The sequence below is a fragment of the Phenylobacterium sp. LH3H17 genome (assembly GCF_024298925.1).
In the GTDB taxonomy this organism is placed as follows: Bacteria; Pseudomonadota; Alphaproteobacteria; order Caulobacterales; family Caulobacteraceae; genus Phenylobacterium.
Map to the genome: position 1 here is coordinate 2725550 of NZ_CP101283.1, position 25581 is coordinate 2751130.

The following is a 25581-nucleotide window of genomic DNA, read 5'->3' on the forward strand; positions in this document are numbered from 1 at the left end:
ACGCCTAGCTTGACCTCTCGCTAAACGGTAGATTTCACTCAACAATACATCCAGCCATATCACCTGTCGCACACCGGTAATCTGACAGGCCGAATACAACCTATGGAGGGAATTCGCCGTATGAGTATCTGCTTGCGCCAGGAATAGACTTCCCGACCCTTGGTCACGATGTCCGCGAGGGGTGGGCCGCCATTGGCGGCCGAGCGGGCGTCAGGGCGCCCTCATCCTGTATACGCAGGCCGGATCGACGCCCCTCACCCGGCCTTGATCGTTCGCGCTCACCGCGATGGTCGCCTTCCGGTGCGCCCGGGTCAGAACCAGGCGCGCAGACCGAAGACGAAGCGGGTGTCTGAGACCTCGTCGCCGGCCGCCCGCGCGAAATCCGCCGTGCGGCCGAGACGTCGCTCGAGACTGACCCCGACGTAGGGGGCGAACTGACGTTCGATCTCATAACGCAACCGAAGGCCCAACTCGACCTTCGAGAGGCCCGACCCGACGCCCTGCGCGCGGGCGTCCTGAGCGGCCAGGTTCACCTCGCCCCGCGGCTCCAGGATCAGGCGCTGGGTCAGCCGTAGATCGTACGATCCCTCCAGCCGCGCCGACAGATCGCCTTTGTCCGACAGGAACAGCGCGCCCTCCACCTCGAACCAGTAGGGCGCGAGGCCCTCGAAGCCGACCACGGCATGGGTGCGCCGCGGGCGAGGCTCGATGTCCTGGCGCACCCCGGCCTGGAGGTCGAAGTACGGGCCGATGGCATGTGAATAGAGCACCTCGACCTCGGCATCCTCCAGGTCGCCACGCACGCCCTCGCCCTCGGACTTGATCACCAGACGATCGATGTCGCCGCCAAACCGAAACTCACCCCCCCAGGCATAGGAGTCGCGACCGGACGCGGGGCGCACCTCCAGCCGATCGATCATGGTCCTGGAGAGCGCCATCCCGCCGTGCTCCCGGCGCAGGACCGCGCGGGCCTGATCCATTCGGGCGCGCCCGTAGAGCTTGTCGGCCAGATGGTCGGTGGCCGCGGTCGGCGCCGGCGCAGCGCCGACTGGAAGTTGGGCCCCGGTGGCCGGCGCGGACATCATGTGTCCCGCATGCGGGTCCTTGGCCGGCATGGCGTGGCCGAGGTGCGGGTCGGTGTCTCCGGGCGCCGTCTGTGCCGCATGATCGGCGTGAGGATCGGCGGCAGGCGTGGGCGGGGCGGGCATGACGTGGCCGGCATGCGGATCGGCGGCCGCCGCAGGCGGCGGCATCTCGTGGCCGGCGTGCGGGTCCTTGGCCGGCATGGCGTGGCCGGGGTGCGGGTCGGTGTTTCCGGGCGCCGTCGGTGTCGCATGATCGGCGTGGGGATCGGCGGCAGGCGTGGGCGGGGCGGGCATGACGTGGCCGGCATGCGGATCGGCGGCCGCCGCAGGCGGCGGCATCTCGTGGCCGGCGTGAGGGTCCTGGGCCTGGGCGGCCGTGGACAGCAAGGCGAGGAGCGCCGTCAGGATGAGTGGCCGGCTCATGCGCCCGCCCCAGGGGCCGGCCGCACGGAGAAGACCTGAAACATCCCAGCGTGCATGTGATAGAGCATGTGGCAGTGGAAGGCCCAGTCGCCGGCCTCCCCCGTGACGTCGAACGTCACCTTCCCGCCCGGCAGGACGTTGACCGTATGCTTGCGCGGCATGTGCCCGACCGGCCCATGCACCAGCTCGAAGAAGTGCCCGTGCAGGTGGATCGGGTGGGTCATCATGGTGTCGTTCACCAGGGTGATCCGGACCCGCTCACCCGCCGTGAGCGTGTAGGGCGCCGGCCGGTCGACGAATCTCATGCCATCGAACCCCCACATGAACCGCTCCATGTTGCCGGTCAGGCGGATCTCCATGGCCCGGCTGGGGGCGCGCGTGTCGGGATTGGGCTCCAGGGCGATCAGGTCGCGGTAGACCAGCACCCGGTGGCCGACGCTCTCCAACCCCTGCCCGGGCTCGCCGGTCCGGTCCGCCGGCATCGGCGCGATCATCTGCACGCCCGGCCCCGGCTTCACCTGCGGCGCCTTGCCTACGTCCATCATATCCATGCTGTGGCCCATGACGTCCGAGCCGCGGACCCGGGGCGGCGCCCTTCCCGGCTCCGTCGCCGGCTCCGCGACGGCGGCGTGGCCCATGGCGGCGTGGTCCATGGCGGCGTGGTCCATGTTGGCGTGAGCCTGGCCGTCACCACCGCTCGAGGACATGTCCATGCCCATGTCGCGCATGGTGGTCAGCGGCCGCTCGCGCAGCGCCGGAACCTCGGCCGTCATTCCGGGACGCGGCGCAAGCGTCGCCCGCGCCATGCCGGAACGATCCACCGCCTCGGCCACCAGGGTGAAGGCCTGGTCCGTCTGGGGCTCGACGACGACGTCGTAGGTCTCGGCGTTCCCGATCTGGAATTCGTCGACGGTCACCGGCCGCACAAGCTGGCCGTCCGAGGCCACCACGGTCAGTTTCAGCCCCGGGATACGGACGTTGAAGATGGTCTGGGCCGCTGCGTTGACGAACCGCAGCCTGACCCGCTCACCCGGTTTGAACAGGCCCGTCCAGTTGTCGCCCGGTCCATGGCCGTTGATGAGGAACTGGAAGGCCGCGCCCGTGATATCGGAGATATCGGTTGGGTCCATCCGCATGGCCGCCCACTCGCGCCGTTCGGCCAGAGTCTGGTCCTGGCCGGCGAGCAGACCGCTCACCGTCTGCTTCTGGAAGTTCAACACCCCGGGCTGGGCTTTCAGCCGCTGGAAGAGCACGTGCGGATGGGTGAAGCTGTAGTCCGACAGCACGATCACGTGCTCCCGGTCATAGGCCACCGGATCGGGGCCCGCCGGGTCGATCACGATCGGCGCGTAGTGGCCCATCTGCTCCTGAAGCCCAGAATGGCTGTGGTACCAGTAGGCGCCGCTCTGCAGGATCGGAAACTCGTAGGCGAAGGTCTCACCCGGCCGGATGCCGGGGAAGCTGACCCCGGGGACGCCGTCCATCTGGAACGGCACGATCAGGCCATGCCAGTGGATCGAGGTGTCCTCCTTCAGGCGGTTCTCGACTTCCAGCCGCACCTTCTGGCCTTCCTTCAGGCGGATCAGCGGTCCCGGCACCGTGCCGTTGATCGCCACCGCGTGCCCCGCCTTCCCGTCGATGCGGATCGGCGCATGATCGATGGTCAGGCGGATCGTCTCGCCCGACAGCGCGGGCGGGCGCGAAAGGCCCGGCGTCGCGCTCCGCGCCCAACTGGGGAGCAGGGATGCGCCGCCGAGGGCGGCGGCGGCGGTCAGAAAGCTTCGGCGGGGAACGGGGAACATAGGCGGCGGAACGCTCCGTAAGGCGCCGACCCTTCGTCCGCGCTTGCGGCCGGGCCGGGGTGTCGTCAGGGAATACGCGGCGGCGAGGCTCAGCCCTCGCTGGGGCCGGCGGAATCCTCGAGCGCGAGCAGTTGGGCCAGGCGGCGGCGGGCGCGATAGACCCGCGTCTCCACGGCCTTGGCGCTGAGGCCGAGAAGGTCGCCGGCCTGCTGCTGGGACATATCCTCGAAATAGGTGAGGATCAGCGGCTCCTTCAGAGCCGCGGGCAGTTGCGCCAAGGCGGCGTCCAGCGCTCGGCGGCGCTCGCGCGCCAGCAACGCGGCCTCGGTGTCGGCATGCGGGTCCGACTGCCGGCGCGCTTCGGGACTGTCGAGATCGGACTGGCCGAACACCAGGCGGCGGACGAGCAGGCGCCGCGCGCGGTCGCGGGCCTTGTTGAGGGCGATGGATCGGAGCCACACCCCGAAGGATCGCCGGGCGTCATAGCGTCCCAGTGCCCGCCAGGCGGCGACGAAGGTTTCCTGGACGATGTCATAGGCGGCGTCTGCGTTGCCTGTGTAGCGCTGCGCAAAGCGGAAGAGGTCCGCCTTGTGACGGCGGACAAGATGGCTGAACGCCGCGTCGGCGCCCTTGATCGCACGGGTCACCAGTTCCGCATCGGTGGCGTCGGTGGTTCCGCTCACCGGCCGTCTTCGGTCAGGGCCTCGGCGATGCGGCGGTCGTATTTTGCAGCCTGCTGGGGCGTGAGCACCTTCCGCATGTCGAGCACGTGCAGGATGGTCTCTTTCTGCAGCTCGCCCATGGTGTGGTGGAAGCGTTCGACGGCGGCCTGCACCTCCGGCGAATTCTCGTGGCGGGCCTGGATCGCCGCGGCGAGCTCGGCGTTCGCGGCGCGCAGCTCGGCCTCCCGCGCACGGCGGCGTACGGCGAACTCCTGTTCCAGGTCCTCCAACTGCGCCTCCTGCGGCGCCGTCAGGTCCAGCTTGTCGTGGACGAACTCGTGGAGGGTTGGCTTGCGCTGATCACGATCGACATAGCGCGCGCCGATCCAGGTCCCCAGGCCCGCGGCCGCCATGCTCATCACGACCGTCACCACCAGCGCACGGCTGATCAGGGCCACTAGCGACCGTCCAGCAGCGTCGAAGGCGCAAGCTCACCGGCGACCTCGAACGCCGAGATCTCCGGACGGATCGACCCGGCGTCGGCTGCGTGGGCCCCGCCCACCACCGCCCCGACCCCAAGGGCCAGCAACACCGTCGCCATGCGCAACGGCATTGCCCGCAGATCGGCGTCAACGGCGCGGCGCGCCTGACCGATCCGCAGCCAGACCTCAGGCTCCAGTTGCGACAGGTCCCGATCCAGAGGCGCGGCGCGCAGCTCGCGCAGCGCAGTCTCAAGTCTCGACGTCAAGCGATCACCTCTCCGATGGCCCCTGGAGACTATACGGCCCGGGACGGGTCGTCCCTCACGCTTGGCGGTTGTCCTCCGGAGACCGGGCATGGGCCGGGGTCCCGCCTGACTGGCCCATACCAGGTGAAGCCGCAGGCTGGACGCTCGATCGAGGCCGGAACGCGACATCAGGCGAGCGCCTCGGCCTGCGGAGTTCTGCGGCCGAGATGCTGATGCACGAGGCTGTAGAGCGCCGGCAGCACCAGGAGGGTGAGGAGCGTCGAGGAGATGATCCCCCCGATCACGACCGTCGCCAGAGGTCGCTGCACCTCGGCGCCGGCGCCCACATTGAAGGCCATGGGCACGAAGCCGAGGCTGGCGACCAGGGCGGTCATCAGCACCGGCCGAAGCCGGGTCAGAGCGCCCTCGCGGATCGCCTCGTCGAGGGGCCGGCCTTCGGCGATGAGGTTGCGAACGAAGCTGACCATGACCACGCCGTTCAGCACCGCGACCCCCGAAAGGGCGATGAAGCCGATCCCGGCCGAGATCGACAACGGCAGGCCGCGCAGCAGCAGGGCCGCCACGCCGCCGGTGAGCGCCAGGGGCACGCCGGAGAAGACGATGGCGGCGTCCTTGATCGACCGGAACAGCGCGTAGAGCAGGCCGAAGATCAACAGCAGCACAAGGGGCACCACGAGCTGGAGGCGCTTGGCCGCGGAGATGAGCTGCTCGAAGGTGCCGCCATAGGTGATCCAGTAGCCGCTTGGCGCCTCGACCTCGGCCCCGACCTTCCGCTGCACCTCGGCGATGAAGGAGCCCAGGTCGCGGCCGCGCACATTGGCGGTGACCACGACGCGGCGCTTGCCGTTCTCGCGGCTGATCTGGTTGGGGCCGATTTCGACCTCGATCCTGGCCACATCGGCAAGCGGCACGAAGCCGCGCGGCCCCTCCCCGCCCCCGGCGAGCGGAATGCGCAGCCGACCGATCTCGTCGACATTGCGCCGGATGGCCTCGGGGAGCCGGACGACGATGTCGAAGCGCCGGTCGCCTTCGAAGACCTGGCCGGCCACCGCGCCACCCAGCGAGGTGGCGACCACGTCCTGGACGTCCTGGACATTGAGGCCCAGCCGCGCGAGGGCGGCCCGGTCGGGGGTGATCTGCAGCACCGGGAGACCCGTCACCTGCTCCACGCCCACATCGGCCGCGCCGTCGATGCCCTCCACGACGCCTTTCAAGGCGTCGCCGACCTCGAGGAGCTTGTCGAGGTCGTCGCCGAACACCTTGACGGCCACGTCGGCGCGCACGCCCGAGAGCAGTTCGTTGAACCGCATCTGGATCGGCTGCGTGAACTCGTAGTTGTTGCCCGGGATCTGGGCCACCGCGGCCTGCAGTTCGGCCACCAGCGTGGCCCGAGGCTTGCGGGGATCGGGCCAGTCCTCGCGATCCTTCAGGATGATGAAGGTGTCGGCGACCGAAGGCGGCATGGGGTCGGTGGCCACCTCGGCGGTGCCGATCTTGGCCACCACGCGCTCGACCTCGGGAAAGGCCTTGATGCGGGCTTCGAGGGCCGTCTGCATCCTGATCGCCTGGCTGAGACTGGTGCCGGGGATGCGCAGGGCATGCATGGCGATGTCGCCCTCGTCGAGATTGGGGATGAACTCCGAGCCCATGCGGCTGGCGGCGAATCCCGCCACCGCCACCAGCACCACGGCGCCGGCCACGAAGGCGACGCGCAGCCGAAGCGCGGTGTCGAGCGCCGGCTGATAGAGCCCGCGCGCGCCGCGCATGACCGTGCTCTCCTTCTCCTCGACCTTGCCGGTGACGAAGAGCGCCACGGCGGCCGGGACGAAGGTCAGCGACAGCAGCATGGCCGCGGTCAGGGCCATGACCACCGTGATGGCCATGGGGTGGAACATCTTCCCCTCGACCCCCGTGAGCGCGAAGATCGGCACATAGACCAGGGTGATGATCAGCACCCCGAACATCGAGGGCCGGATCACCTCGTCCGTCGCCGATGTCGCCAGGCTGAAGCGCTCGTCCTCCGTCAAGACCCGGCCGAGGCGATGCTGGGCCTCGCCGAACCTTCGCAGGCAGTTCTCGACGATGATCACCGCGCCGTCGACGATCAGGCCGAAGTCCAGCGCCCCCAGGCTCATGAGATTTCCCGAGACCTTGGACTGCACCATGCCGGTGATGGTCAGCAGCATGGAGAGCGGAATGATCGCCGCGGTGATCACCGCGGCCCGGATGTTGCCGAGCAGCAGGAAGAGCACCACGATGACCAGCAGCGCGCCTTCCAGGAGGTTGGTCGCCACGGTCTTGATGGTGCGGTCGACCAGGTCGGTGCGGTCATAGATCGGGACGGCCATGACGCCGGGCGGCAAGGCCTTGGCGGCCTCCTCGAGTTTGGCGGCCGCGGCGCGCGCGACCGTGCGGCTGTTTTCGCCCACCAGCATGAAGACGGTGCCCAGCACCACCTCCCGGCCGTTCTCGGTGGCCGCGCCGGTGCGCAGCTCCTCGCCCATGGCGAGATCGGCCACGTCGCCGATCCGGATCGGCACGCCGCCGCGGTTGCTGACGATGACGCCCTTCAGGTCCTCGAGGCCGCCGGCCTGGCCCGGCACGCGGACCAGGTACTGCTCGCCGAACCGCTCGACATAGCCGGCCCCCACATTGGCGTTGTTGGCCGCCAGGGCCTCGATGACGTCGGTCATGGTCAGGCCGTAGGCCGACAGCCGCTCCGGCAGGGGGGTCACGTGGTACTGCCGCTCGAAGCCGCCGATGGTGTTGACCTCGGTGACGCCGCGGGTGTTGCGCAGTTGCGGGCGGATCACCCAGTCCTGCAGGGTGCGGAGATCCTCGGGCGTATAGAGCTTCCCGTCCGGCCGGCGCGCGCCGGGCCTGGCCTCGACCGTGTACATGAAGATCTCGCCCAGGCCGGTGGCGATGGGTCCCATCTCCGGGATGACGTCCCCAGGAAGTTGGCCGCGGGCGATCTGCAGGCGCTCATTGACCAGCTGGCGGGCGAAATAGATGTCCGTCCCGTCCTCGAAGACCGCCGTCACCTGCGAGAGCCCGTAGCGTGAGACCGAGCGGGTGTATTGCAGCCCGGGGACGCCGGCGATGGCGGTCTCCACGGGGAAGGTGATGCGCTGCTCGGCTTCGAGCGGCGAGAAGCCGGGCGCCTCGGTGTTGATCTGCACCTGGACATTGGTGATGTCGGGGGTGGCGTCGATCGGCAGGCGCTGGAAACTCCAGACGCCGATGGCTGCGGAGAGCAGGACAAGGGCGAAGACCACCCATCGAAAGCGGATCGAGAGCGCGACGGCCCGTTCAAGCACGGCGGGCCGGGCGAGGCTCGGCGCCGAACCTTCAGTGGTCATGGCTAGCCCCCGACTTCTCGATGTCGGCCCGGATCAGGAAGGCGCCGTCGGTGACATATTCGGTTCCGGGCTCAAGTCCGCCCAGCACCTCGGTCCATTCCGGAGTCTGCGCCCCGAGTTCCAGCATGCGGACCTCGTAGGTGTTCCCCACCTTGGCGAAGACCACGGTGAAGTCGCGGAAGCGCTGCAGGGCCTTGGTGCGGACGGCCAGCGGAACCGACTTGGCCGACACCTGGAACGATCCTTCCACGCCCATGCCGGGCCGGAAACTCGCCGCCGCGCCCGGCGGGAGGTGGACGTGAGCCATCAGGGTCTGGCTGGCCACGTCGGCGGTCGGCAGGATGGCTTCGACAGGGGCCCGCAGGCGGGTCTCGCCGGAGAGCGAGCGCACTTCCACCGATTGGCCGACCCGAATTTTCTCGGCGTCGCGGGGATAGACGAAGAACTCCGCGTGCAGCTTGGTCGGATCGGCGATCGCATAGAGGGCCTGACTGTCGGCCACATCGCCCACATTGGCGTTCTTCTGGACGATCACCCCGCCGATCGGCGCGGGTATGGAATAGGTCTGCAGGCTGTTGCTCGATTCCACCCGCGCCAGCACCTGGCCGCGACGGACCGTCTGGCCCAGGCCGGCGTTCATCGCCATGATCCGGCCGGGATACCAGGCCCGCACCTCGCCCTGGCCCTCGGGGGTCACCTCGACCCGGCCGGCCATGTCGATCAGATCGCCGACAACCGCGGCGCCGGCCTTTTCGGTGGCGACGCCACCGGCCCGGGCGGCCTCGGCCGCGATGGTCGTGCGGCCCTCATAGGAGGCGTAGCTCCATTGATGGGTGCGGCCGCCCTCGCTCGCCCGGACCTTCACGTCGAAGGAGTGCGGTTCGACGACCGTGCCGGCGCCGCGCAGGTAGTCCTGCTGGGGCGCGAAGACGAAGCGGTCCACCCTGCCGCCCAGCCGGATCAGTTCGACGGAGACCTGCACCGCCTTGGGATCGATCGGCTTGTCCTTGCGGTAGGCATAGATATGGAACTCCGGCGGGACGCCGTCCTCGAAGATGGTCATCTCAAGGGCGAAGTCGCCGTCGCGCAGCATGCGGCCGCGGTGCGGGCCGCGCTCGTAGTCGCCGGCGGCGACGGCATGGCCGGGTTCGGCAGGGGCTTCAGCGCCCTTGCCGCAACCGGCGAGTAGGCCGGCGGCGAGCAGCAGGGCGAGCGGCGCCAGGCGCCAGGATTGGGCGGGGATCATCAGCGGCGCTCCGCGACGGGTGTGGGAATGAGACCGGCATGGCGGCCCGACAGGCGGTCGAAGGCCGCCTGATCGATGTGGTGTTGCCTCAGGACGTTCACGCGGCGGGCGCGGGCGTCGGCGAGGGCCCGTTCGGCCTCGGTGACGTCGAGATACTGGAAGCCGCCGCGGTTGAAGCCGTCCCGCACCAGCTCGACGGTGCGGATCGCCGCGGGGATCACCTCGGCGCGAATGCGTTCGGACTCGAGCGCCGAGGCCGCGAGGCGCGCGGTCAGGCGGGCGATCTCGCGCTCCCGGGCCAGCCGCGCCGCGACGATGTCGGCCTCGGCGGCGTTGCGCTCGGCCAGCGCGCGTTCGACGCCGGCCTTGTTGGTGTCGTAGCGCTGCAAGGGAATCGTACCGCCGACGATGAAGGCGACTTCCGAGCCGTCGCCGAAGTAGCGCAGGCCGGCCTTCAAGGTGGGATCGGCCATCTGGCGGGCCCGCTCCACCCGGACGCGCGCCTCGGCGACATCGCGCTCGGCGACCAACAGGGCCAGGTCCGCGGTTTCCGGCTCGGGCGCGGTCTGCGCCTGTGAAACCTTGAAGAAGGTCTCGAGCTCGAGGGCGAATTCCGGAGCGCCGCCCCAGTGGCGCGCCAGCTCGGCGCGGGCCTCGACCGCGGCCTGGCGGGCCTGGTCGCGGGCGATCTCGGCCTGGGCGGTCAGGGTCTCGGCGCGCGCACCGGCGAAGAGCGGATCGCGCGCGCTGCGGACCCGCCGGACGATATCGGCCTGGGAGCGATGGGCGGCGATCAACCGGGCCTCGGCGATCAACAGCTCCGCCTCGGCGGCGAGCGCCTCGGCATAGGCGACCTGCACGGCCTTGATGAGGTCGAGCCGCCTCACCGCCTGACGCAGGCGCACCGCCTCGATCCCGGCGGCCGCCGCATCCGTCCGCGCCGCGCGTTTTCCGCCACGCTCGAAGGTCTGCTGGTAGCTCGCCGTCGCTTCACTGCGGTCGAGAAGGGAATAGGCGCCGGATCCGGCGAAGTTCTCCAGCTCAAGGCCGATCGAGGGATTGGGGCGGACGCCGGCCTGGCGAAGGTCCGCTCGGGCCGCCTCCAGCCTGGCCTCTGCGGCGGTGGCGGCCGGGTCGGCGCCGGTGGCGCGTCCGATCGCTTCGGACAGGGTGAGCGGGGCGGGCTTGGCCTGCGCCAGCGCCATTCCAGGCGCCGCCAGCGCCAGGATCAGCGCCGCGATCCGCGACGCCTGGGCGAGCCGCGCGAAGGCGCGGCTCCGATGCAATATGGGCATGTTGTCTCTCGAAGACCAAGGATCAGGCGCGCGCGGCCTGACCGCCGCAGCGCGTTAGGCGAGGCTCTTCGACGTCGCCTTGGGGGGGCGTTCGAGCCGGAGGGTCACCAACAGCGCGGGGCTGTCCAGGCGCGGAACCGCCACCGCCGCCAAGCGTGCGACCATGAGCTCCGGCAGCCGGTCAGCCGAAAGCGCGGCCATTTGCGGGCCCTCGGCGTAATGGTGATGAGCCGGGCGGCCGTCGTCGTCGTCCGGGATCGGATCGGCGGATTCGGGGACGTCGCCGGAGACGCCTTGATGATGGTCGTCGTGGTCGAAGTGAACGGCGCCGGCCATCGGGATCGGGGCGTGCTCGACGCCAAGCGCATGCTGGGTGCGGTCCACATTGGTGATCGCGCCCTGCGCCGCAAGCACCGCCATCAACGCCATGCAGCACATGGCGAGAATCGCGCGCGTCCGGCTTTGGAGGCGATCAAACACTAGGCGGGGCTCCCGAGGTTCGCTCTGTAGCCCGCAAGACACCGGTCCGCAAGGCGGGCTCACGCGACGTCAAGGCTGGGGCTTGCGCCAACTCGGGTGAAGGTCGTCGATGACGAACCCGACCGCCGGCTGATCCCGACACAGCCGCATCAAACACGGTCCTCGACCGACACGGGACGCGGTTTGAAGGAGGCGTTTCATTTGCGGTCTCCTGGCGGTGGCGGAGCGCCGCTCCGGTCCGGCCACCGCCGGCGGAGCAGCAGATAGCCTGCCGGGATGACGAGCATCGACAGCAGGGGCGCCGTCAGCATGCCGCCGATCATCGGGGCGGCAATCCGGCTCATCACCTCAGAGCCGGCGCCGTGCCCGACCAGGATCGGTGCGAGGCCCGCCAGGATCACGGCGACTGTCATGGCCTTGGGCCGGACCCGCAGCAGGGCGCCCTCACGCACAGCTTCATCGAGCCGGTCGGGGCCGTGCTCGGCCACGGCGTGCTTCAGGTAGATCAGCATCACCACGCCGAATTCGGCCGCCACCCCGGACAGGGCGATGAAGCCGACCCCGGTGGCCACGGACTGGTTGTAGCCCAGGAGGTAGATGGCCCAGACGCCGCCGGTGAGGGCGAATGGCAGGGTCGCCATGATCAGGGCGGCTTCATCCCACCGCCGAAACGTGGCGTAGAGCAGCAGAAAGATGATCGCCAGCGTGGCCGGGACGACCAGCTTCAGCCTTTCGGCGGCGCGCTGGAGGTACTCGAACTGGCCTGAATAGGCGACCGAGACACCGGGCGGCAGCTTCACCTCCTCCACCACCGCGCGACGCAGGTCGTTGACCACGGAATTCAGGTCGCGGCCTCGAACGTCCACATAGACCCAGGTGGAGGGCCGCGCGTTCTCGGTCTTCAGCATCGGGGGACCGTCGCGGATCTCGATGCGCGCGACCGAGCCCAGGGTGATCTGCTGCCCGCCGCGGGTGAGGATCGGCAGCGCCCGCAGGCCCTCCAGGCTGTCGCGCAGCTCCCTTGGGTAGCGGACGTTGATGGGGTAGCGCGCCACCCCTTCCACCGTCTCGCCGACGTTCTCGCCGCCGACCGCGCCGGAGACGATCCCCTGGACGTCGGAGATGCTGAGCCCGTGGCGGGCGATCGCCGCGCGGTCGATGTCGATGTCCACATAGCGTCCGCCCGTCAGGCGCTCGGCGAGCGCCGAGGTGACACCCGGCGTTCGCCTGGCCACGGCCTCCACCGCGCCCGCGACCCGGTCGAGCTGGGCGAGGTCGGTTCCGGAGACCTTCACCCCGATAGGGCTCTTCACGCCGGTGGCCAACATGTCGATGCGGTTGCGGATCGGTGGGACCCACACATTGGCCAAGCCCGGGACCTTAACCGTGCGGTCCAGCTCTTCCACCAGCTTCTCGGGCGTCATGCCGGGCCGCCACTCGCCCCGTGGCTTGAACTGGATCGTGGTCTCGAACATCTCCAGGGGCGCCGGGTCGGTGGCGCTCTCGGCGCGACCGGCCTTGCCGAACACGGTCTTCACCTCCGGTACGGTGCGGATCAGCCGGTCGGTCTGCTGCAAGAGTTCCGAGGCCTTGGCCGCCGAGATGCCCGGGAGCGCCGAGGGCATGTAGAGAAGGTCGCCCTCGTCCAGCGGCGGGATGAACTCGCCGCCCAGGCGGCTCAGCGGCCAGGCCGCGGTGGCGAACACCGCCAGGGCCAGCAAGAGAACGGTCCTCGGCTTTTTCAGCACCCAGTCGATCGCCGGGCGGTAGGCCGCCGTCAGCCAGCGGTTCAGAGGGTTGGCGTCCTCGGCGGGAATGCGGCCGCGGATCAGATAGCCCATCAGCACCGGCACAAGGGTGACCGAGAGGATCGCCGCGCCGGCCATCGCGTAGCTCTTGGTGAAGGCGAGCGGCGAGAACAGCCGTCCCTCCTGCGCCTGCAGGGCGAACACGGGCACGAACGACAGGGTGATGATGACCAGGCTCAGGAACAGCGCCGGCCCGACCTCGGCGGCCGCATCGGTCACCAGGCGCCAGCGCGTGGGCGAATCCATGACGGCGCCGGGATTCTCGCGCGCCCACCGTTCCAGGCGCTTGTGGGCGTTTTCGATCATCACCACCGCGGCGTCGACCATGGCGCCGACGGCGATGGCGATGCCGCCGAGCGACATGATGTTGGCGTTCACCCCCTGCACCCGCATGACCAGGAAGGCGAACAGCACGCCCAGCGGAAGCGTGACGATCGCCACGAGGGCGGAGCGCACGTGCCAAAGGAACAGGGCGCAGACGATCCCGACCACCACGAACTCCTCCAGGAGCTTGCCGGTCAGGTTGGCGATCGCGCGGTCGATCAATTGTGACCGGTCGTAGGTGGTGACGATCTCCACCCCGGCCGGAAGGCTTCGCTTCAGGGCGGCGACCTTGTCGTGCACCGCCTCGAGGGTTGCGCGAGCGTTCTCGCCAGAGCGCAGGATGACGACCCCGCCGGCGACCTCGCCTTCACCGTTGAGCTCGGCCACGCCGCGGCGCATCTCCGGCCCCACCTGGATCGTAGCCACCTCGCCCAACCTCACGGGGATTCCACCCGCCGTGGTCAGCAGGCTGATACCGCGGAAGTCATCGAGGTTCTTCAGATAGCCGCTGGCGCGGACCATGTACTCGGCCTCGCCAAGTTCCAGCACAGAGCCGCCGGCTTCCTGGTTGGCCTGCCGGATGGCGTCGGCGGCATCCTGGAACGTGACCCCGTAGGCGGCGAGCTTCACCGGGTCGAGGACCACCTGGTACTGGCGGACCATGCCGCCGATGCTGGCCACCTCGGCCACGCCGGGAAGGGTCTTCAGCTCGTAGCGGAGGAACCAGTCCTGCAGGCCCCTCAGTTGCGAGAGGTCGTGGCCGCCGCTGCGGTCGATCAGGGCGTATTCATAAATCCAGCCGACACCCGTGGCGTCCGGCCCCAGCGCCGGGCGGGCCGCCGCCGGCAGGCGGCTCTGCACCTGGCTCAGGAACTCAAGCACCCGGGAGCGGGCCCAGTAGAGGTCCGTTCCGTCCTCGAACAGCACATAGACGAAGCTGTCTCCGAAGAAGGAATAGCCTCGCACGGTCTTCGCCCCCGGCACCGACAGCATGGTGGTGGTGAGCGGATAGGTGACCTGGTTCTCGACAATCTGCGGCGCTTGGCCCGGAAGGGAGGTGCGGATCACCACCTGCACGTCCGACAGGTCGGGAAGGGCGTCCACGGGCGTGCTGCGGACCGCGAGCACGCCGGCCGCGGCGAGGGCCACGGCGGCGACCAGGACGAGGACCCGGGCCCGCACCGAAGCACGGATGACGGCGCCGATCATCGCCGACCCTCCGGCGACATGCGACGCACCGTCGGCCCGCCCTGCGGGTCGAACGCGAAGCGCACGCGGTCACCGACCTTCAGACCCCGGGCAAGAGCCGGCTCACCGAGGCGGAACGCCATGGTCATGGCGGGCCAGCCGAGGGCCGGGATCGCTCCATGCGACAAGGTCACGGTGGTTGTCGAGAGCGCCTCGATGCGGCCGGCGCCTTCGAGCAGACTGGGCGCGGCGTGGCCGGCGTGGGGATCCGCCGCGGGCTGCGCGGGTCGGGCGCGGAGCCCGGCCAGGCTGGCCTCGGAGTCGATCAGGAACTGGCCGGACGCCACAACCTTTTCGCCCTCGGACAGTCCCTGCAGGATTTCGATGCGCCCCCCCGCTTCGCGACCGGTGCGGACCTCCGCCGGCTGGAAGCCTCCGCCGGGGCCGGCGACCATAACCAGGGAACGCCGTCCCGTGCGAATGATGGCTTCGGACGGTGCGAGCAGGGCCGGCTTTGCGGTCCCCGCCAGCTGGACAGCGGCGAACATGCCGGGCCGCAGGCGCCCCCTGGGATTGGCCAGCTCCACGCGTGCCGTGATCGTGCGGCTGGCCGCGTCGGCCTGTGGAAGCAGGGCCGCAACGCGCCCCACGAAGACTTCGCCCGGATAGGCCGCCAGGGTGGCGGTTGCGGACTGTCCGGTCCGCACCTCGCCGGCGATCGCCTCCGGCGCCGCGACGTTCAGCCAGACGCGGGAGAGGCCGTTCACCTCCGCCAGGGTCTGGCCCGCGGCCACGGTCATGCCGGCCCGCACGCCCAGGACCTTGATCGCTCCGCCGGTCGGCGAGGAGACCGTGACGACGTTGCGCGCCCGGCCGGACCGTTCCACCTGCTCGATCAGGGACGGCGGCATGCCCAGCAGTTGCAGGCGCTGGCGTGCGGCGCGGATCAGGGCTGCGTCACCCGTCGCGCGCACGGCGAGGAATTCGGCCTGCGCCCCGGCCCACTCCGGAACCAGGATGTCCGCCAGCGGCGCTCCGGCTGCGATCACGTCGCCCGGCGCGCGCGCGTAGACACGCTGCAGGAAGCCGGCGGCCCTGGCCTGGACCACCGCCAGGTCGCGTTCGCTGTACTCGATGACGCCCGTCGCCGCGACGCCGCTGGGCAGCGCGCCCCACTCGACCGTCGCCAGGCGCACGCCGAGGTTCTGGGTGCTGGCCGGGTCGATCCGCACTCCGCCGCCCTCGTCAGCGTCGTCGGCGTATTTGGGCTGCAGCGCCATGTCCATGTACGGCGACTTGCCGGGCTTGTCGAAGCGCTGGCCCGGGACCATCGGGTCATACCAGTAGAGCACCTTGCGCCCGGTGGTGGCGGGGCGCTCATGCTCGGGCGCCGTAGCCCGGCCGATCAGGACTCCGCCCGCCAGGATGGCGGCGGCCAGCAGCGCGCCGGCGGCAAGGCCGCGCCGCGAGATCTTGAGGGATGTCATTGGTCGCTCCCGAAGGCGTGGGTGAGCCGGACGGCGTCGCGCGCGAGCGCCGCCTCCCGTTCGAGCAAGGTGAGCTGGGCGTCGGCGCGGCCGCTCAGGGCTTCGGTGACGTCCACCACGCCCGCGCGGCCGGCGCCGTAGCTGGCGGTCTCCAGATCGGCGCGCGCGCCCGCAAGGGGCAGAAGCGTGTCGCGGGCGCGCAACCACTGCTCGCGGCGCATGGCGTAGTCGGCCAGGCCCTGCTCGAGCTCGGCGGTCAGCGCCCGGCGCGCGGCTTCGCGCTGCGCGCGCGCCTGGCCGGCGGTGGCGACGCGCGCGGCGATGATGGGATCCTGCCGTGTCTTGGCGAATATCGGCAGGCTGACGGTGACGCCCACCGAGACCATGTCGCCGAACATCGGGTCGCGCCGCTGGTAGGCGAGCTCCAGGCCAAGGTCCGGTCGCTTCCCTGCCCGGGCCAGCGCCACGTCGGCGCCGGCCTGCCGGGCTGCGGCGTCCAGCGCCGCCAAGCTCGGGTGGCGCTCGAGGTCGATGCGGAGGGCGGCGGCGTCGAACTCCAGCGGCGGGGCGGCTCCCACCGCCTCGACCTGCGGATCGCCCGTCCAGCGCGCCAGCCTGGCGCGGGCGCCGGCGACCTCGGCGACCAGCTCGCTGCGCCGGTCTTCCAGTTCCGCCCGCAGGCGTCGCGCCTCCGGGGCGGCGGCCGGCCTGGCGGCGCCCGAAGCCACGCCCGCGAGCGTGGCGTCCCAGAGCGGCGTCAAGGTGGCCACGGCCTCGTCCAGCGCCCGGAGCCGCCGCTGGGCGTAATGGAGGTCGATCCAGGCCCCCGCAGCCGCGACCCGCACCGCCCGGCTCGCGGCCCGCCGCTCGGCCTGGGCGGCGGAGACATCGATCTCCGCGCGGTCCCGTTCAGCGCGGCGCCTGGCGCCGCTCGGCAGCTCCTGCATCAGACCGATGCGGGCCATCGTCATCTCCTCAGCATCGAGTCGGCCGGCTCCCGGGCCGGAGATCGGCAGGTTCTCCAGGCCCAGTTGCAGCTTCGAGTCCGGCAGGGCGCCCGCCGCGCGGGCGGCCGACCGCGCCGCCTCGACCTGCAAGGCCCCGGCCTGCAGTTCGGGCGCCTGGTCCTCCGCGAGCTTGAGCGTTGCGGCGAACGTGACCGGCGCCGCTGCGGCGGGGAGTGCGCCCAGCGCGGCGGCAAGACAGAGCCCCACCGCAGGGCTGCGCGGCACGGAGCGGCGACTTGGCGCGGCCGCGCGGAAGGGTGTCCACGACATGGGATTGGTCCTGAAGATGGTGATCGACGGCACGCTGACGTGCGGTGTCAGCCGCCGCGGCCCCTCGCGGGTACGCGGCGTCGCAGAGGCTTCAGGCGGTGGGTCTGGGAGGTCGCTCCAACCTCGGCGGCGGTCGATCCGGCAGCGCGCCCGACCTGGCGACGACGTAGGGCGGCCGCACGAGCGGTGGCGGCGCGATGGTCTCCGCCTTGGCAAGGTCCGCCACGACTCCGCCCATGAGGACGCAGGCCGCCTTACAGGCGAGATCCATGGCCTTCGACGATCCTGGATCGCAGCACGGCATGGCGTCCATCGCCTCGGTCATCGCGTGAAGGTGCGGCACGGCGGCGACCTCGCCGCCTGCCGACATGTGGCCGCAGACGCTGGCCGCCGCCGCGGCGTTCACGGGGCTGACGGCCAGGGCCAGGACGGCGAAGAGCGCAAGCAGACGCGCGATCATCTTCAAAGGCTAGCACCGGCGCACTGCCGCGTCCTTGAGCGAGGTCAAGTGGCGGCGATCTGGCAAGCCGGCTCGGAATCCGGCTCGGCGAGGCGTTTGGCTTCGGGCGACCGGAGGTGATGTTCACGAGGCGCGGGGCGAAGAGCCCCAGTCCGAGGGTGGGCATCTCGCACGAACGTCCCACCCGCCACCTCGCCCAGAAGGCCCTCGAAAGCCTCGCCCGGCTCGCGATTCCTCGGGCACAAAGGGATCGAACGTCTGGTCTGCGCGACTAACGAAAGCCCAGTCCAGATCAAGAGGCGGACGCTTGGCCCATCCATGCGCGGTCAGCCTGCCGGCCGCGGCCGTGACGACGCCTTGTTTGACAGGGGTCTGAGCGGCCGGCGACCGCTGCGCGCCTCGATAACCGGCGTCGTTGCGCCGCCCTGGACTCGGCCTTTGGCAAGGCCGTCCGGATCAGCCCGTCTAGGGGCCACCATCAACGCGCCGCGTTGGTGGCGCGATCTGCGATACACCTGTCATTCCCGTCATGGAACAAGAGTGCTTCCCTGCGTCGTCGTCGAGACGCGACAGATGCAGGGAGATCCCAGAATGTTGGAGTTGCAGAGAGCATCGCTGCGGACTGTCCGAGTGGCCGCAGCTTCAATGGCGGCGGCGCTTCTGACGAGCCTCCTCACGGTGTCACCCGCCCTTGCCCGACCAGCGAACCTGGATCGATCACTGGACCGCGTAAGCGACCATGGCCTCTACCGTGTCCGGATCCAGAGCACCCGCACCCCGATCCCCCTGTGGCGGGTCCATCAATGGAACGTGCGGCTGACGGATGCCGGCGGGCAGCCGATCAGCGGCGCCGTGGTGGCGGTGGACGGCGGCATGCCGGACCACCGCCACGGCCTGCCCACCGCGCCGCGAGCGGCGGCCACCGGCGCGGCCGGCGACTACGTCATCAAGGGCCTGAAGTTCTCCATGCCCGGCTGGTGGGTCTTGAAGCTCGCCGTGAAGGGGCCGGACGGCCGAACCGACACGGTCACCTTCAACCTCGTCCTGTGAGGGGGTGGATTCCGGGGCTGGCGGCCCTGGCGTTGCTCGCCGCCGGTCCGGGCACGGCGGCGCAGATCTGGTCAATGGAGGACCTCGCCCTGCTACGGACGCTAAGCCCCCGCGTCCTCCCGCCGCCGCCGGCCGATCCGTCCAATCGCCTGGCCGACGACCCCCGCGCCGCGGCGCTGGGTCGTGCCCTGTTCTTCGACCGTGCGCTCAGCGCCAACGGCAAGGTGTCCTGCGCGAGCTGCCATCTGCCCGATCATGGGTTCACCGACGCCCTGGCCGTCGGCAAAGGCCTGTCGTCCGGCGCGCGACGCACCATGCCAGTCGCCGCCGCCGTCCACTCGCCCTGGCAGTTCTGGGACGGCCGGGCCGACAGTCTCTGGGCCCAGGCGCTGGGGCCTGTCGAGAACCCCGTCGAACATGGCTTCACACGCAGCCAGGTGGCGCACGCGCTCGCCGCGCGTCACCGCGGCGCCTACGAGGCGCTGTTCGCGCCGCTGCCTGCGCTGGCGGATGTCCGCCGGTTCCCGGAGCGGGCGTCACCGCTCGGCGACGCCGCGGCGCGCGCAAGCTGGGCCTCCATGACCGCGGCCGATCAGGCCACAGTGAATGGCGTCTTCGCCAACTTCGGCAAGGCGATCGCGGCCCATGAGCGGACGCTGAGGGTGCGGCCGGGCCGCTTCGACCGCTACGTGGCCGGCCTGTTCGGCCAGTCCGGCAAGGCGGAAACCCTGACCGCGCAGGAGCTGGCGGGCCTGCGCCTCTTCATCGGCAAGGGCCAGTGCGTGAACTGCCATAACGGCCCGCTGTTCTCGAACGGCGCCTTCGCCAACACCGGCGTGCCCCCCCGGCCCGGCCATCCCGCCGATCCGGGTCGCGCGGGCGCCGTGCACAAGGCGATCGCCGATCCCTTCAACTGCAAGGGCGCGTTCAGCGACGCCCCGCCCGCGCTCTGCGAGGAGCTGGAGTTCGCCGTGGTGGACAGTCCGGAGCAGCTCGGCGCGTTCAAGGTTCCGTCCCTGCGAGGCGTTGCACGGCGCGCGCCCTACATGCACGCCGGCCAGCTTGCCTCTCTCGACCAGGTGCTCGGCCACTACAGCCGGGCCCCGACGGCGGCGATCGGCCACTCCGAGCTCCTCCCCCTCGACCTGAGCGTCCTGGAACGCCGGCAGATCATCGCCTTCCTCCGAACCCTCAACGAGACGCCGCGCGTAACGCGCGCGCCGAAGGCCGCCCCATGACGGACCGTCCTACCTCGCCCGCCGTGACCGACGCCATGCATCCGACGCCGATGCGGGTCGCGGTCCTGATCTTCGACGACGTCGAGGTCCTCGACTTCGCCGGACCATTCGAGGTCTTCGGCGTGTCGCGATCCCCGTCCGGGGACTTCGCCTTCGAGGTCGTGACCGTCGCCCTCGAGCACCGAATTGTCGTCGCGCGCAACGGCCTGCAGGTCCTGCCGCACCTGGCCGCGGAGAACGCCGGCCAGGTCGACGTGTTGGTCGTCCCAGGCGGTCAGGGGACCCGGCGCGAGATGCACAACCCCGCGATGCTCGACATCGTCCGCCACCTCAGCGCATCGGCCAATCTGACCTTGTCGGTCTGCACGGGCGCCCTGGTGTTGGGCGCGGCCGGCCTGCTGCGTGGCCTGGGCGCGACGACCCACTACGGCGCGATGGAGGAACTGCGCGCGCTGGACTGCGGTGAAATCCTGCCCACCGCGCGCGTCGTCGACAACGGCCGCGTGCTCACCTCGGCCGGGATCAGCGCGGGCCTCGACGCCGCGCTCCATATCGTCGCCCGGGCGGTCGGCCCCGAGGCCGCGGCCGAGACCGCCCGCTACATGCAATATGACTGGTCCCCAAGCGGGATCGTGCGACGCGGACCTCAGGCGCCCATGGGCGCGCGGCCGAACCGTTCGCGGTAGTCGCCGGGCGTGATGCCGCAGCGCTTCTGGAAGGCGCGGTGCAGGCCATCGAGGCTCCCGAAGCCCGCGCGGTCGGCGACCCGCGCGAGCGGCCAGTCGGACGTCTCCAGGAAGGCCTTGGCGCGATTCAACCGGGCGATCTCGACGAAGGCTGCCGGCGTGATCCCCGTCTCCTTCTTGAAGATCCGCACGAAGGTGCGCTCCGTCATACCGGCCCGGTCCGCCAGCGCTGGCAGCGCAAGTTCACCCGAAGGGTCGTCGTTCACCTCGGCGATCAGCATCCGCAACCGTGGGGTCGCCGCGCCCTGTACGTTCAGACCCGAGCTGTACTGCGTCTGGCCGCCCGGCCGCCGGATGAACAGCACGAGGTTGCGCGCCACGGCCAGCGCCACCTCGGGCCCGCAATCGGCCTCCACCAGGGACAGGCAGAGATCGATCCCGGCGGTGACGCCGGCCGAGGTGTAGAACGGCGGGTCGGCCACGAAGATTGCGTCGGGCTCCACCGTGACCTCCGGACGGAAGGCGCGCAGCTCCTCGCAGACCTCCCAATGGGTGGTCGCGCGGCGCCCGTCGAGCAGGCCTGCCGCGGCCAGCACGAACGCGCCGGAGCAGACGCTGCCGATCCGCCGCGTCGTCGTGGCGCGATCGGCCAGCCAGGCGAGCACGTCGCTCTCCCGCATGGCCTCCAGTCCGGCCTCGTCACCGCCTCCGATCAGGATGGTGTCCAAGCTGTCCGGCAGATCCCTAAGCGCCACCGCCCCGGCGAGTTGGAGTCCGGAGTTGCAGCGGATCACTCCGCCGCGCGGTGAAGCCAATATCGGCTCATAGGCCTCGACGCCCCCGAAGCGATTGGCCATCGAGAACACTTCGAGGGGTCCGGACAGGTCGAGGGACTGAACGCCGGGATAGCCGACGAGAGCGATCTTGCGGGGTGGCGACGTCACGGATCTGGCCATGGCGTAAACTGCAATACATCTGACATTTGCGCCACAACTTTCGCCGCCTAGGGTCCTGCTCGATCCACACCGGATCGGAAGGACCCCAGCGATGTCTTCGACCCAGCCCTCCCCCCAAGTCTGCCCCTGCCCCTGCTGGGCTTGTGCTTGCGATGCGTGCTCCTGCGATCAGAGCTCGGCGCCGAATGGCCAGCGCGGACGATCCTGCGCCTGCGGCGCGCCGGCGCCCGCGGCCTAAGCGGGACGCCACGCTCCGGCGCTCCATCCACCTTCAGGAGAACTCGATGCATTCCCAATTCGCCGCAGCTTCTGTCGTCGCCATCGCGATCACCCTTCACCCGTTTGCAGCCGAGGCGCACCCTGGCCACGACCGGGATCACCTGAGTGTCCCGGCGCCGAAAGCGGGCCGGGCGAGACCCCTGGTCGTGGTGGTCGCGGAGAACCGCGGCGCCGAGACAACTGACTTCGCCATACCCTACGGGGTGCTCAAGGAGGCCGGTGTCACCGATGTGCGAAGCCTTTCCACCGAGGCCGGCCCTGTCCAACTTCGTCGCAGCATCAAGGTGATGGCTGACCAGACGCTAGGCCAGTTTGATGCTGTCGAACCCGCCGGCGCCGACATCGTCATCGTCCCGGCGCAGGTCGATCCCAAGGACCGGGCGCTCATCACCTGGATCCAGGCGCAAGCCGCCAAGGGGGCGACCATCGTCTCTGTCTGCGAGGGTGCGCGGGTCGTCGCCAACGCCGGCCTCCTCAAGGGCAAGCGCGCTGTCACCCACTGGTCGGCCATCAATGACCTGGCCAAGACCAACCCCGACACGACCTGGGTCCGCGACCAGCGCCATCTTCAGGACGGCGCCTTCATCTCGACCACCGGTGTCACCGCCTCCATCCCGATGTCGCTCGCGCTCGTGGAAGCCATAGGCGGTCACCTGATCGCGCAAGCGACCGCGGCGAAATTTGGGGTGACGCACTGGTCGGCGGACCATCGCACGGCCGACTTCCAGCTCACCAAGGCCGACATCGCGACCGCGGTCGGCAGCGCCGCGGCTGTCTGGACCCACGAGACGGTGGAGGCGCCGGTTTCCGACGGTGTCGACGAGGTGGCGCTGGCGCTGAGGGCCGACGCCTGGGGCCGGAGCTACCGCACAAAGGTGGTGACCACCAACGCCGGGCGCACGCCCGTGCGCTCGCGTCGCGGCCTCACCATCCTGCCCGATGCGGAGGCCCGGAACGGCCGCTATGTCATTCCAGGGAACGCGGGCCCGGCGGCGCCGCAGCTCGACATGGCGATCTCAGTGATGGGCAAACGCTACGGACCGGCTGCGGTGCGCTTGGCGACCATCGGCCTGGAATACGATCCGCCCGCCGGCGAGGCCGCCCGATGAACGCCGTCCAGTTGGCGCAGCTTAGCTGCGGCGGTTTCTTCCTCACCGGCCTCGTCACGGGGGTGTGGAAGTACCGCGCGATGATCACCGACGCGAATGGCCAGGCGCCGACCTATGTCGACATCTGCCACCGCGCGGCCCTGACCTACGCCTTCGCCTGCCTGGTGCTCGCCGAGTTCGCCCGGCTCAGCGCCTGGCCGCCCACGGTGAACATCATCGCGGTCGCCGTGACCGTGCTGTTCTTCGCCGGCGCGGTCGCCTCCTACGCGGTCCACGGCGTTCTACGGGACACCGACAACCAGCTGCGACGGCCGCACCAGCTGGGCGGCCGCCACCTGCATGGCGGGCTCGTGAGCGCCAGCGTCTATACCTTGGCCGTCGGCGAGATCGGCGGCTTCCTCGTCCTGTTGACGGGCTTCCTGCACGGGATGCTCCGCTAGCCGGCCGTCGATGGCGCCGCCCTCTCGGGGCGGGCCGCAAGACCGCCACCCGCAGCCTTCCTTTAAACCACAGACGCCATTCGGAAATGAGAAAGCCATGGAATATCTGATCGGCCTGGGCCTGGCGTTCGGTGTGACGACGTTCGCCGCCGGCGCAGGCTTCGCGCGGAGCCGGAACTTCTACCCGGTGATGCTGACGGTGATCGCCAGCTACTACATGCTGTTCGCCGTCCAGGCCGCTGACGCCGGCAGCCTGGTCCTGGAGGCCTGGATCCTGTGCGGCTTCCTCTGCCTCGCGGTCGCCGGCTTCCGCTGGAACCTCTGGCTGGTGGTGGCCGGCCTGCTCGGCCACGGCGCGCTGGACCTCGTCCATCCCCACTGGCTCCCGGCCTCCGGCGCACCCACCTGGTGGCCGCCGTTCTGCCTGGCCTACGACGTCGCGGCCGCCGCCTGCCTCGCGGTCCGTCTCCTGCCGCCCAGCCCGCCGGCGATCGCGGCCGAACTGTCGGCCGCCGAGGCCTGCGAGCGGCGGGGACGGCCTGGCGAGGCCTTCACGCACCTCGAGCGCGCCCACGTGCTGGGCCAGCGATCCACCCTCGAGCACGTGCGTGCGCATGTCCGCATGCTGCGCTGGGGCCTGAGGCGGCGCGATCCTCGAGAGGCCGGCGGTCAACTCATCCGGATTCTCGGCGCGGCGACCAAGACGACCTTCGGGCTGGTACCTCCGGGCAACACTGGCGGATCGCGGGTCAGCGCCTTCCGTCCCCTGCCCATCCCCCAGGAATTGGCGGCGATCATGGCTGCAAACCCTCCCACTTCGTGGCGGGACCAGATGGCCGCGGCCTGGCGCGCCGGGGCGTCCGGACAAGCCATCTAGCTGCCTGGGCCGAACCTGTCGGCCTCCGTCCGCGCGCCGGCCCGGTGCGGCGCCAAAAGTCCCACGCGCCAGATGCTGACCATGAGGTCACGCCCGGAAGCGCGCCTTTGCCTGAGCCCGGAAGCGCTCACCGATGCCACGGGACGCGCGCGGAGGACAGGCGCACCTTGAACGAACAACGCCGACCCGCACGCCGGGTTCATGCCCCCGGCGTCGATAGATCTCCGCGTCCAGGCGCCGATCCTCGGCTCAATCTTCAAGGATTGGCGCGATGAACCGGCCAGCAATGAGGGCGGCTTCAGTCCTGTTGCGCGTCCCGGTGATCCGAAGGACGGCATGGGTGTGGAGTTTCACGGTGCCAAGAGTGATGCCGAGCGTGTTGGCGATCTCCTGGTTGCTCATCCCGGCCGCGATGCACTTCAGGACTTCCATTTGCCTCGGCGACAACCCAGCTGTGGAACCTGCCGAAGCGCTGTTCGACGGGGTACCGAGGATATCGGCAGGAAAACTCCGCATCCCGCTGATGACTTCGGAAATCACCGCCTGGAATTGTTCTATTTCGAAGGCCTTGCAGGCGTAGCCATCGGCTCCAGCATCCTTCGATAGCCTTGCGAAGGCCGGGTTCATTCGATCATCGATGGCGATTGTTATTGTCGATGGGTGCAATGATTTCAGTCGTTCGAGCCCTTTGAAGTCATAGCCGATGGAAAAGAGATCCAGCAGCAACAGGTCCGGCTTCACATTGGCGATGACTTCAATGGCCTCGGCGAGAGACGCCGCCAGATGCGGCGGGCCGAACTCCGCCCTGTCCGAGACCAGTCGAGTGATGGCGGCGCGACAAATCGGCTTCTCCTCGAGGATCATCGGCGTCAGCAGCCGGCCCGCCAGCAAATGGGAACGGCCGCCTCCCGCAGAAGCGCTCACGGGTCGGCTCATCGGTTCCTTTGTCGGCACAGGTCGCTCCCCCCAGAGCAGCAATATCCATGCCCTCCGTAAGGGTAATTTCCGCCATGTCCACAATCAATCTCTACGCCGTATGAGCGCGATCTTCGGGCACAGCCGACGCCTCAGGACAAATTCGGACGCCTAGGAGCGAAGTAAGCGGTGTCATTTATCGAGTAGTATATCCAAGTATATATCTCTCGCAGTCTGCCGCGCCGAAACTCGATATGTGCGCATGATTTTTCTACTCCTGCGAACCGATTGCAATTACACGCTCCTGGTTGCGCTCTGTGTCTGCCCAAACCATCAGAGGAAATCGGACCCGGGCAGAAGCGCACCTGGTCGCCGGAGTTTCAT

Annotated in this window: 21 protein-coding genes; 6 read left to right on the forward strand and 15 right to left on the reverse strand. The window is 69.9% G+C overall.

Translation table 11 applies throughout. The annotated features are described in order from the left end of the window. Window positions 1-311: 311 nt before the first annotated feature. The 13 genes from M9M90_RS13495 to M9M90_RS13555 form a co-directional block, all read right to left on the reverse strand. Window positions 312-1508, reverse strand: coding sequence for a copper resistance protein B (locus tag M9M90_RS13495; protein ID WP_254833742.1), 1197 nt, complete (start codon window positions 1506-1508; stop codon window positions 312-314). Then, window positions 1505-3310 carry a copper resistance system multicopper oxidase gene (locus M9M90_RS13500; RefSeq protein WP_254833743.1) on the reverse strand — a complete coding sequence of 602 codons (1806 nt, stop codon included), beginning with the start codon at window positions 3308-3310 and terminating at the stop codon, window positions 1505-1507. The genes M9M90_RS13495 and M9M90_RS13500 overlap by 4 nt, the downstream gene beginning before the upstream one ends. Window positions 3311-3399: 89 nt before the next feature. Further along, window positions 3400-3993 (reverse strand): RNA polymerase sigma factor, encoded by a 594-nt coding sequence (locus M9M90_RS13505; protein ID WP_254833744.1) that lies wholly within the window; start codon window positions 3991-3993, stop codon window positions 3400-3402. Further along, complete coding sequence (locus M9M90_RS13510; protein ID WP_254833745.1) at window positions 3990-4430, reverse strand: Spy/CpxP family protein refolding chaperone; 441 nt, start codon at window positions 4428-4430, stop codon at window positions 3990-3992. Before M9M90_RS13510 ends, M9M90_RS13505 begins: the two co-directional genes overlap by 4 nt. Further along, window positions 4430-4720, reverse strand: coding sequence for a hypothetical protein (locus M9M90_RS13515; protein ID WP_254833746.1), 291 nt, complete (start codon window positions 4718-4720; stop codon window positions 4430-4432). Before M9M90_RS13515 ends, M9M90_RS13510 begins: the two co-directional genes overlap by 1 nt. 167 nt (window positions 4721-4887) lie before the next feature. Further along, on the reverse strand, window positions 4888-8040 hold the full coding sequence (locus tag M9M90_RS13520; RefSeq protein WP_254837133.1) for an efflux RND transporter permease subunit: 3153 nt from the start codon (window positions 8038-8040) through the stop codon (window positions 4888-4890). Window positions 8041-8071: 31 nt separating this feature from the next. Further along, window positions 8072-9328: an efflux RND transporter periplasmic adaptor subunit gene (locus tag M9M90_RS13525; protein WP_371876857.1), complete on the reverse strand. Its 1257-nt coding sequence runs from the start codon at window positions 9326-9328 to the stop codon at window positions 8072-8074. Continuing rightward, the gene (locus M9M90_RS13530) at window positions 9328-10623 is read right to left on the reverse strand and encodes a TolC family protein (RefSeq protein WP_254833747.1); all 1296 of its coding nucleotides are present in this window, start codon (window positions 10621-10623) and stop codon (window positions 9328-9330) included. Before M9M90_RS13530 ends, M9M90_RS13525 begins: the two co-directional genes overlap by 1 nt. A gap of 54 nt (window positions 10624-10677) precedes the next feature. Then, window positions 10678-11103 (reverse strand): hypothetical protein, encoded by a 426-nt coding sequence (locus tag M9M90_RS13535; RefSeq protein ID WP_254833748.1) that lies wholly within the window; start codon window positions 11101-11103, stop codon window positions 10678-10680. A gap of 197 nt (window positions 11104-11300) precedes the next feature. After that, on the reverse strand, window positions 11301-14444 hold the full coding sequence (locus tag M9M90_RS13540) for an efflux RND transporter permease subunit (protein ID WP_254833749.1): 3144 nt from the start codon (window positions 14442-14444) through the stop codon (window positions 11301-11303). Then, window positions 14441-15910, reverse strand: coding sequence for an efflux RND transporter periplasmic adaptor subunit (locus M9M90_RS13545; RefSeq protein ID WP_254833750.1), 1470 nt, complete (start codon window positions 15908-15910; stop codon window positions 14441-14443). Before M9M90_RS13545 ends, M9M90_RS13540 begins: the two co-directional genes overlap by 4 nt. Beyond that, window positions 15907-17187, reverse strand: coding sequence for a TolC family protein (locus M9M90_RS13550; RefSeq protein ID WP_254833751.1), 1281 nt, complete (start codon window positions 17185-17187; stop codon window positions 15907-15909). Before M9M90_RS13550 ends, M9M90_RS13545 begins: the two co-directional genes overlap by 4 nt. 91 nt (window positions 17188-17278) lie before the next feature. After that, complete coding sequence (locus M9M90_RS13555; protein ID WP_254833752.1) at window positions 17279-17647, reverse strand: hypothetical protein; 369 nt, start codon at window positions 17645-17647, stop codon at window positions 17279-17281. A gap of 645 nt (window positions 17648-18292) precedes the next feature. Between M9M90_RS13555 and M9M90_RS13560 the strand changes: the two genes are divergently transcribed. Genes M9M90_RS13560 through M9M90_RS13570 form a run of 3 tightly spaced genes read left to right on the forward strand, consistent with a single transcriptional unit; the run spans window position 18293 to window position 20621 of the window. After that, the gene (locus M9M90_RS13560) at window positions 18293-18697 is read left to right on the forward strand and encodes a FixH family protein (RefSeq protein ID WP_254837135.1); all 405 of its coding nucleotides are present in this window, start codon (window positions 18293-18295) and stop codon (window positions 18695-18697) included. Then, entirely contained in the window at window positions 18694-19935 is a 1242-nt protein-coding gene (locus tag M9M90_RS13565) for a cytochrome-c peroxidase (RefSeq protein WP_254833753.1), read from the forward strand. The genes M9M90_RS13560 and M9M90_RS13565 overlap by 4 nt, the downstream gene beginning before the upstream one ends. Beyond that, window positions 19932-20621, forward strand: coding sequence for a DJ-1/PfpI family protein (locus tag M9M90_RS13570; protein ID WP_254833754.1), 690 nt, complete (start codon window positions 19932-19934; stop codon window positions 20619-20621). The genes M9M90_RS13565 and M9M90_RS13570 overlap by 4 nt, the downstream gene beginning before the upstream one ends. Here M9M90_RS13570 and M9M90_RS13575 read toward each other — a convergent pair. Continuing rightward, window positions 20582-21565 carry a GlxA family transcriptional regulator gene (locus tag M9M90_RS13575; protein ID WP_254833755.1) on the reverse strand — a complete coding sequence of 328 codons (984 nt, stop codon included), beginning with the start codon at window positions 21563-21565 and terminating at the stop codon, window positions 20582-20584. The genes M9M90_RS13570 and M9M90_RS13575 overlap by 40 nt on opposite strands. Window positions 21566-21861: 296 nt before the next feature. Here M9M90_RS13575 and M9M90_RS13580 point away from each other — a divergent pair, with 296 nt between their 5' ends. From M9M90_RS13580 to M9M90_RS13590, 3 genes are all read left to right on the forward strand, one after another. Further along, entirely contained in the window at window positions 21862-22965 is a 1104-nt protein-coding gene (locus M9M90_RS13580; RefSeq protein ID WP_254833756.1) for a DJ-1/PfpI family protein, read from the forward strand. Further along, window positions 22962-23405, forward strand: coding sequence for a hypothetical protein (locus M9M90_RS13585; protein WP_254833757.1), 444 nt, complete (start codon window positions 22962-22964; stop codon window positions 23403-23405). Before M9M90_RS13580 ends, M9M90_RS13585 begins: the two co-directional genes overlap by 4 nt. 97 nt (window positions 23406-23502) lie before the next feature. Next, the gene (locus M9M90_RS13590) at window positions 23503-24282 is read left to right on the forward strand and encodes a DUF3703 domain-containing protein (protein ID WP_254833758.1); all 780 of its coding nucleotides are present in this window, start codon (window positions 23503-23505) and stop codon (window positions 24280-24282) included. A 249-nt stretch (window positions 24283-24531) separates the two neighbouring features. On the opposite strand, the gene M9M90_RS13595 is transcribed toward M9M90_RS13590, so the two are convergent. Further along, window positions 24532-25206: a response regulator transcription factor gene (locus tag M9M90_RS13595; protein WP_254833759.1), complete on the reverse strand. Its 675-nt coding sequence runs from the start codon at window positions 25204-25206 to the stop codon at window positions 24532-24534. Window positions 25207-25581: the final 375 nt, after the last annotated feature.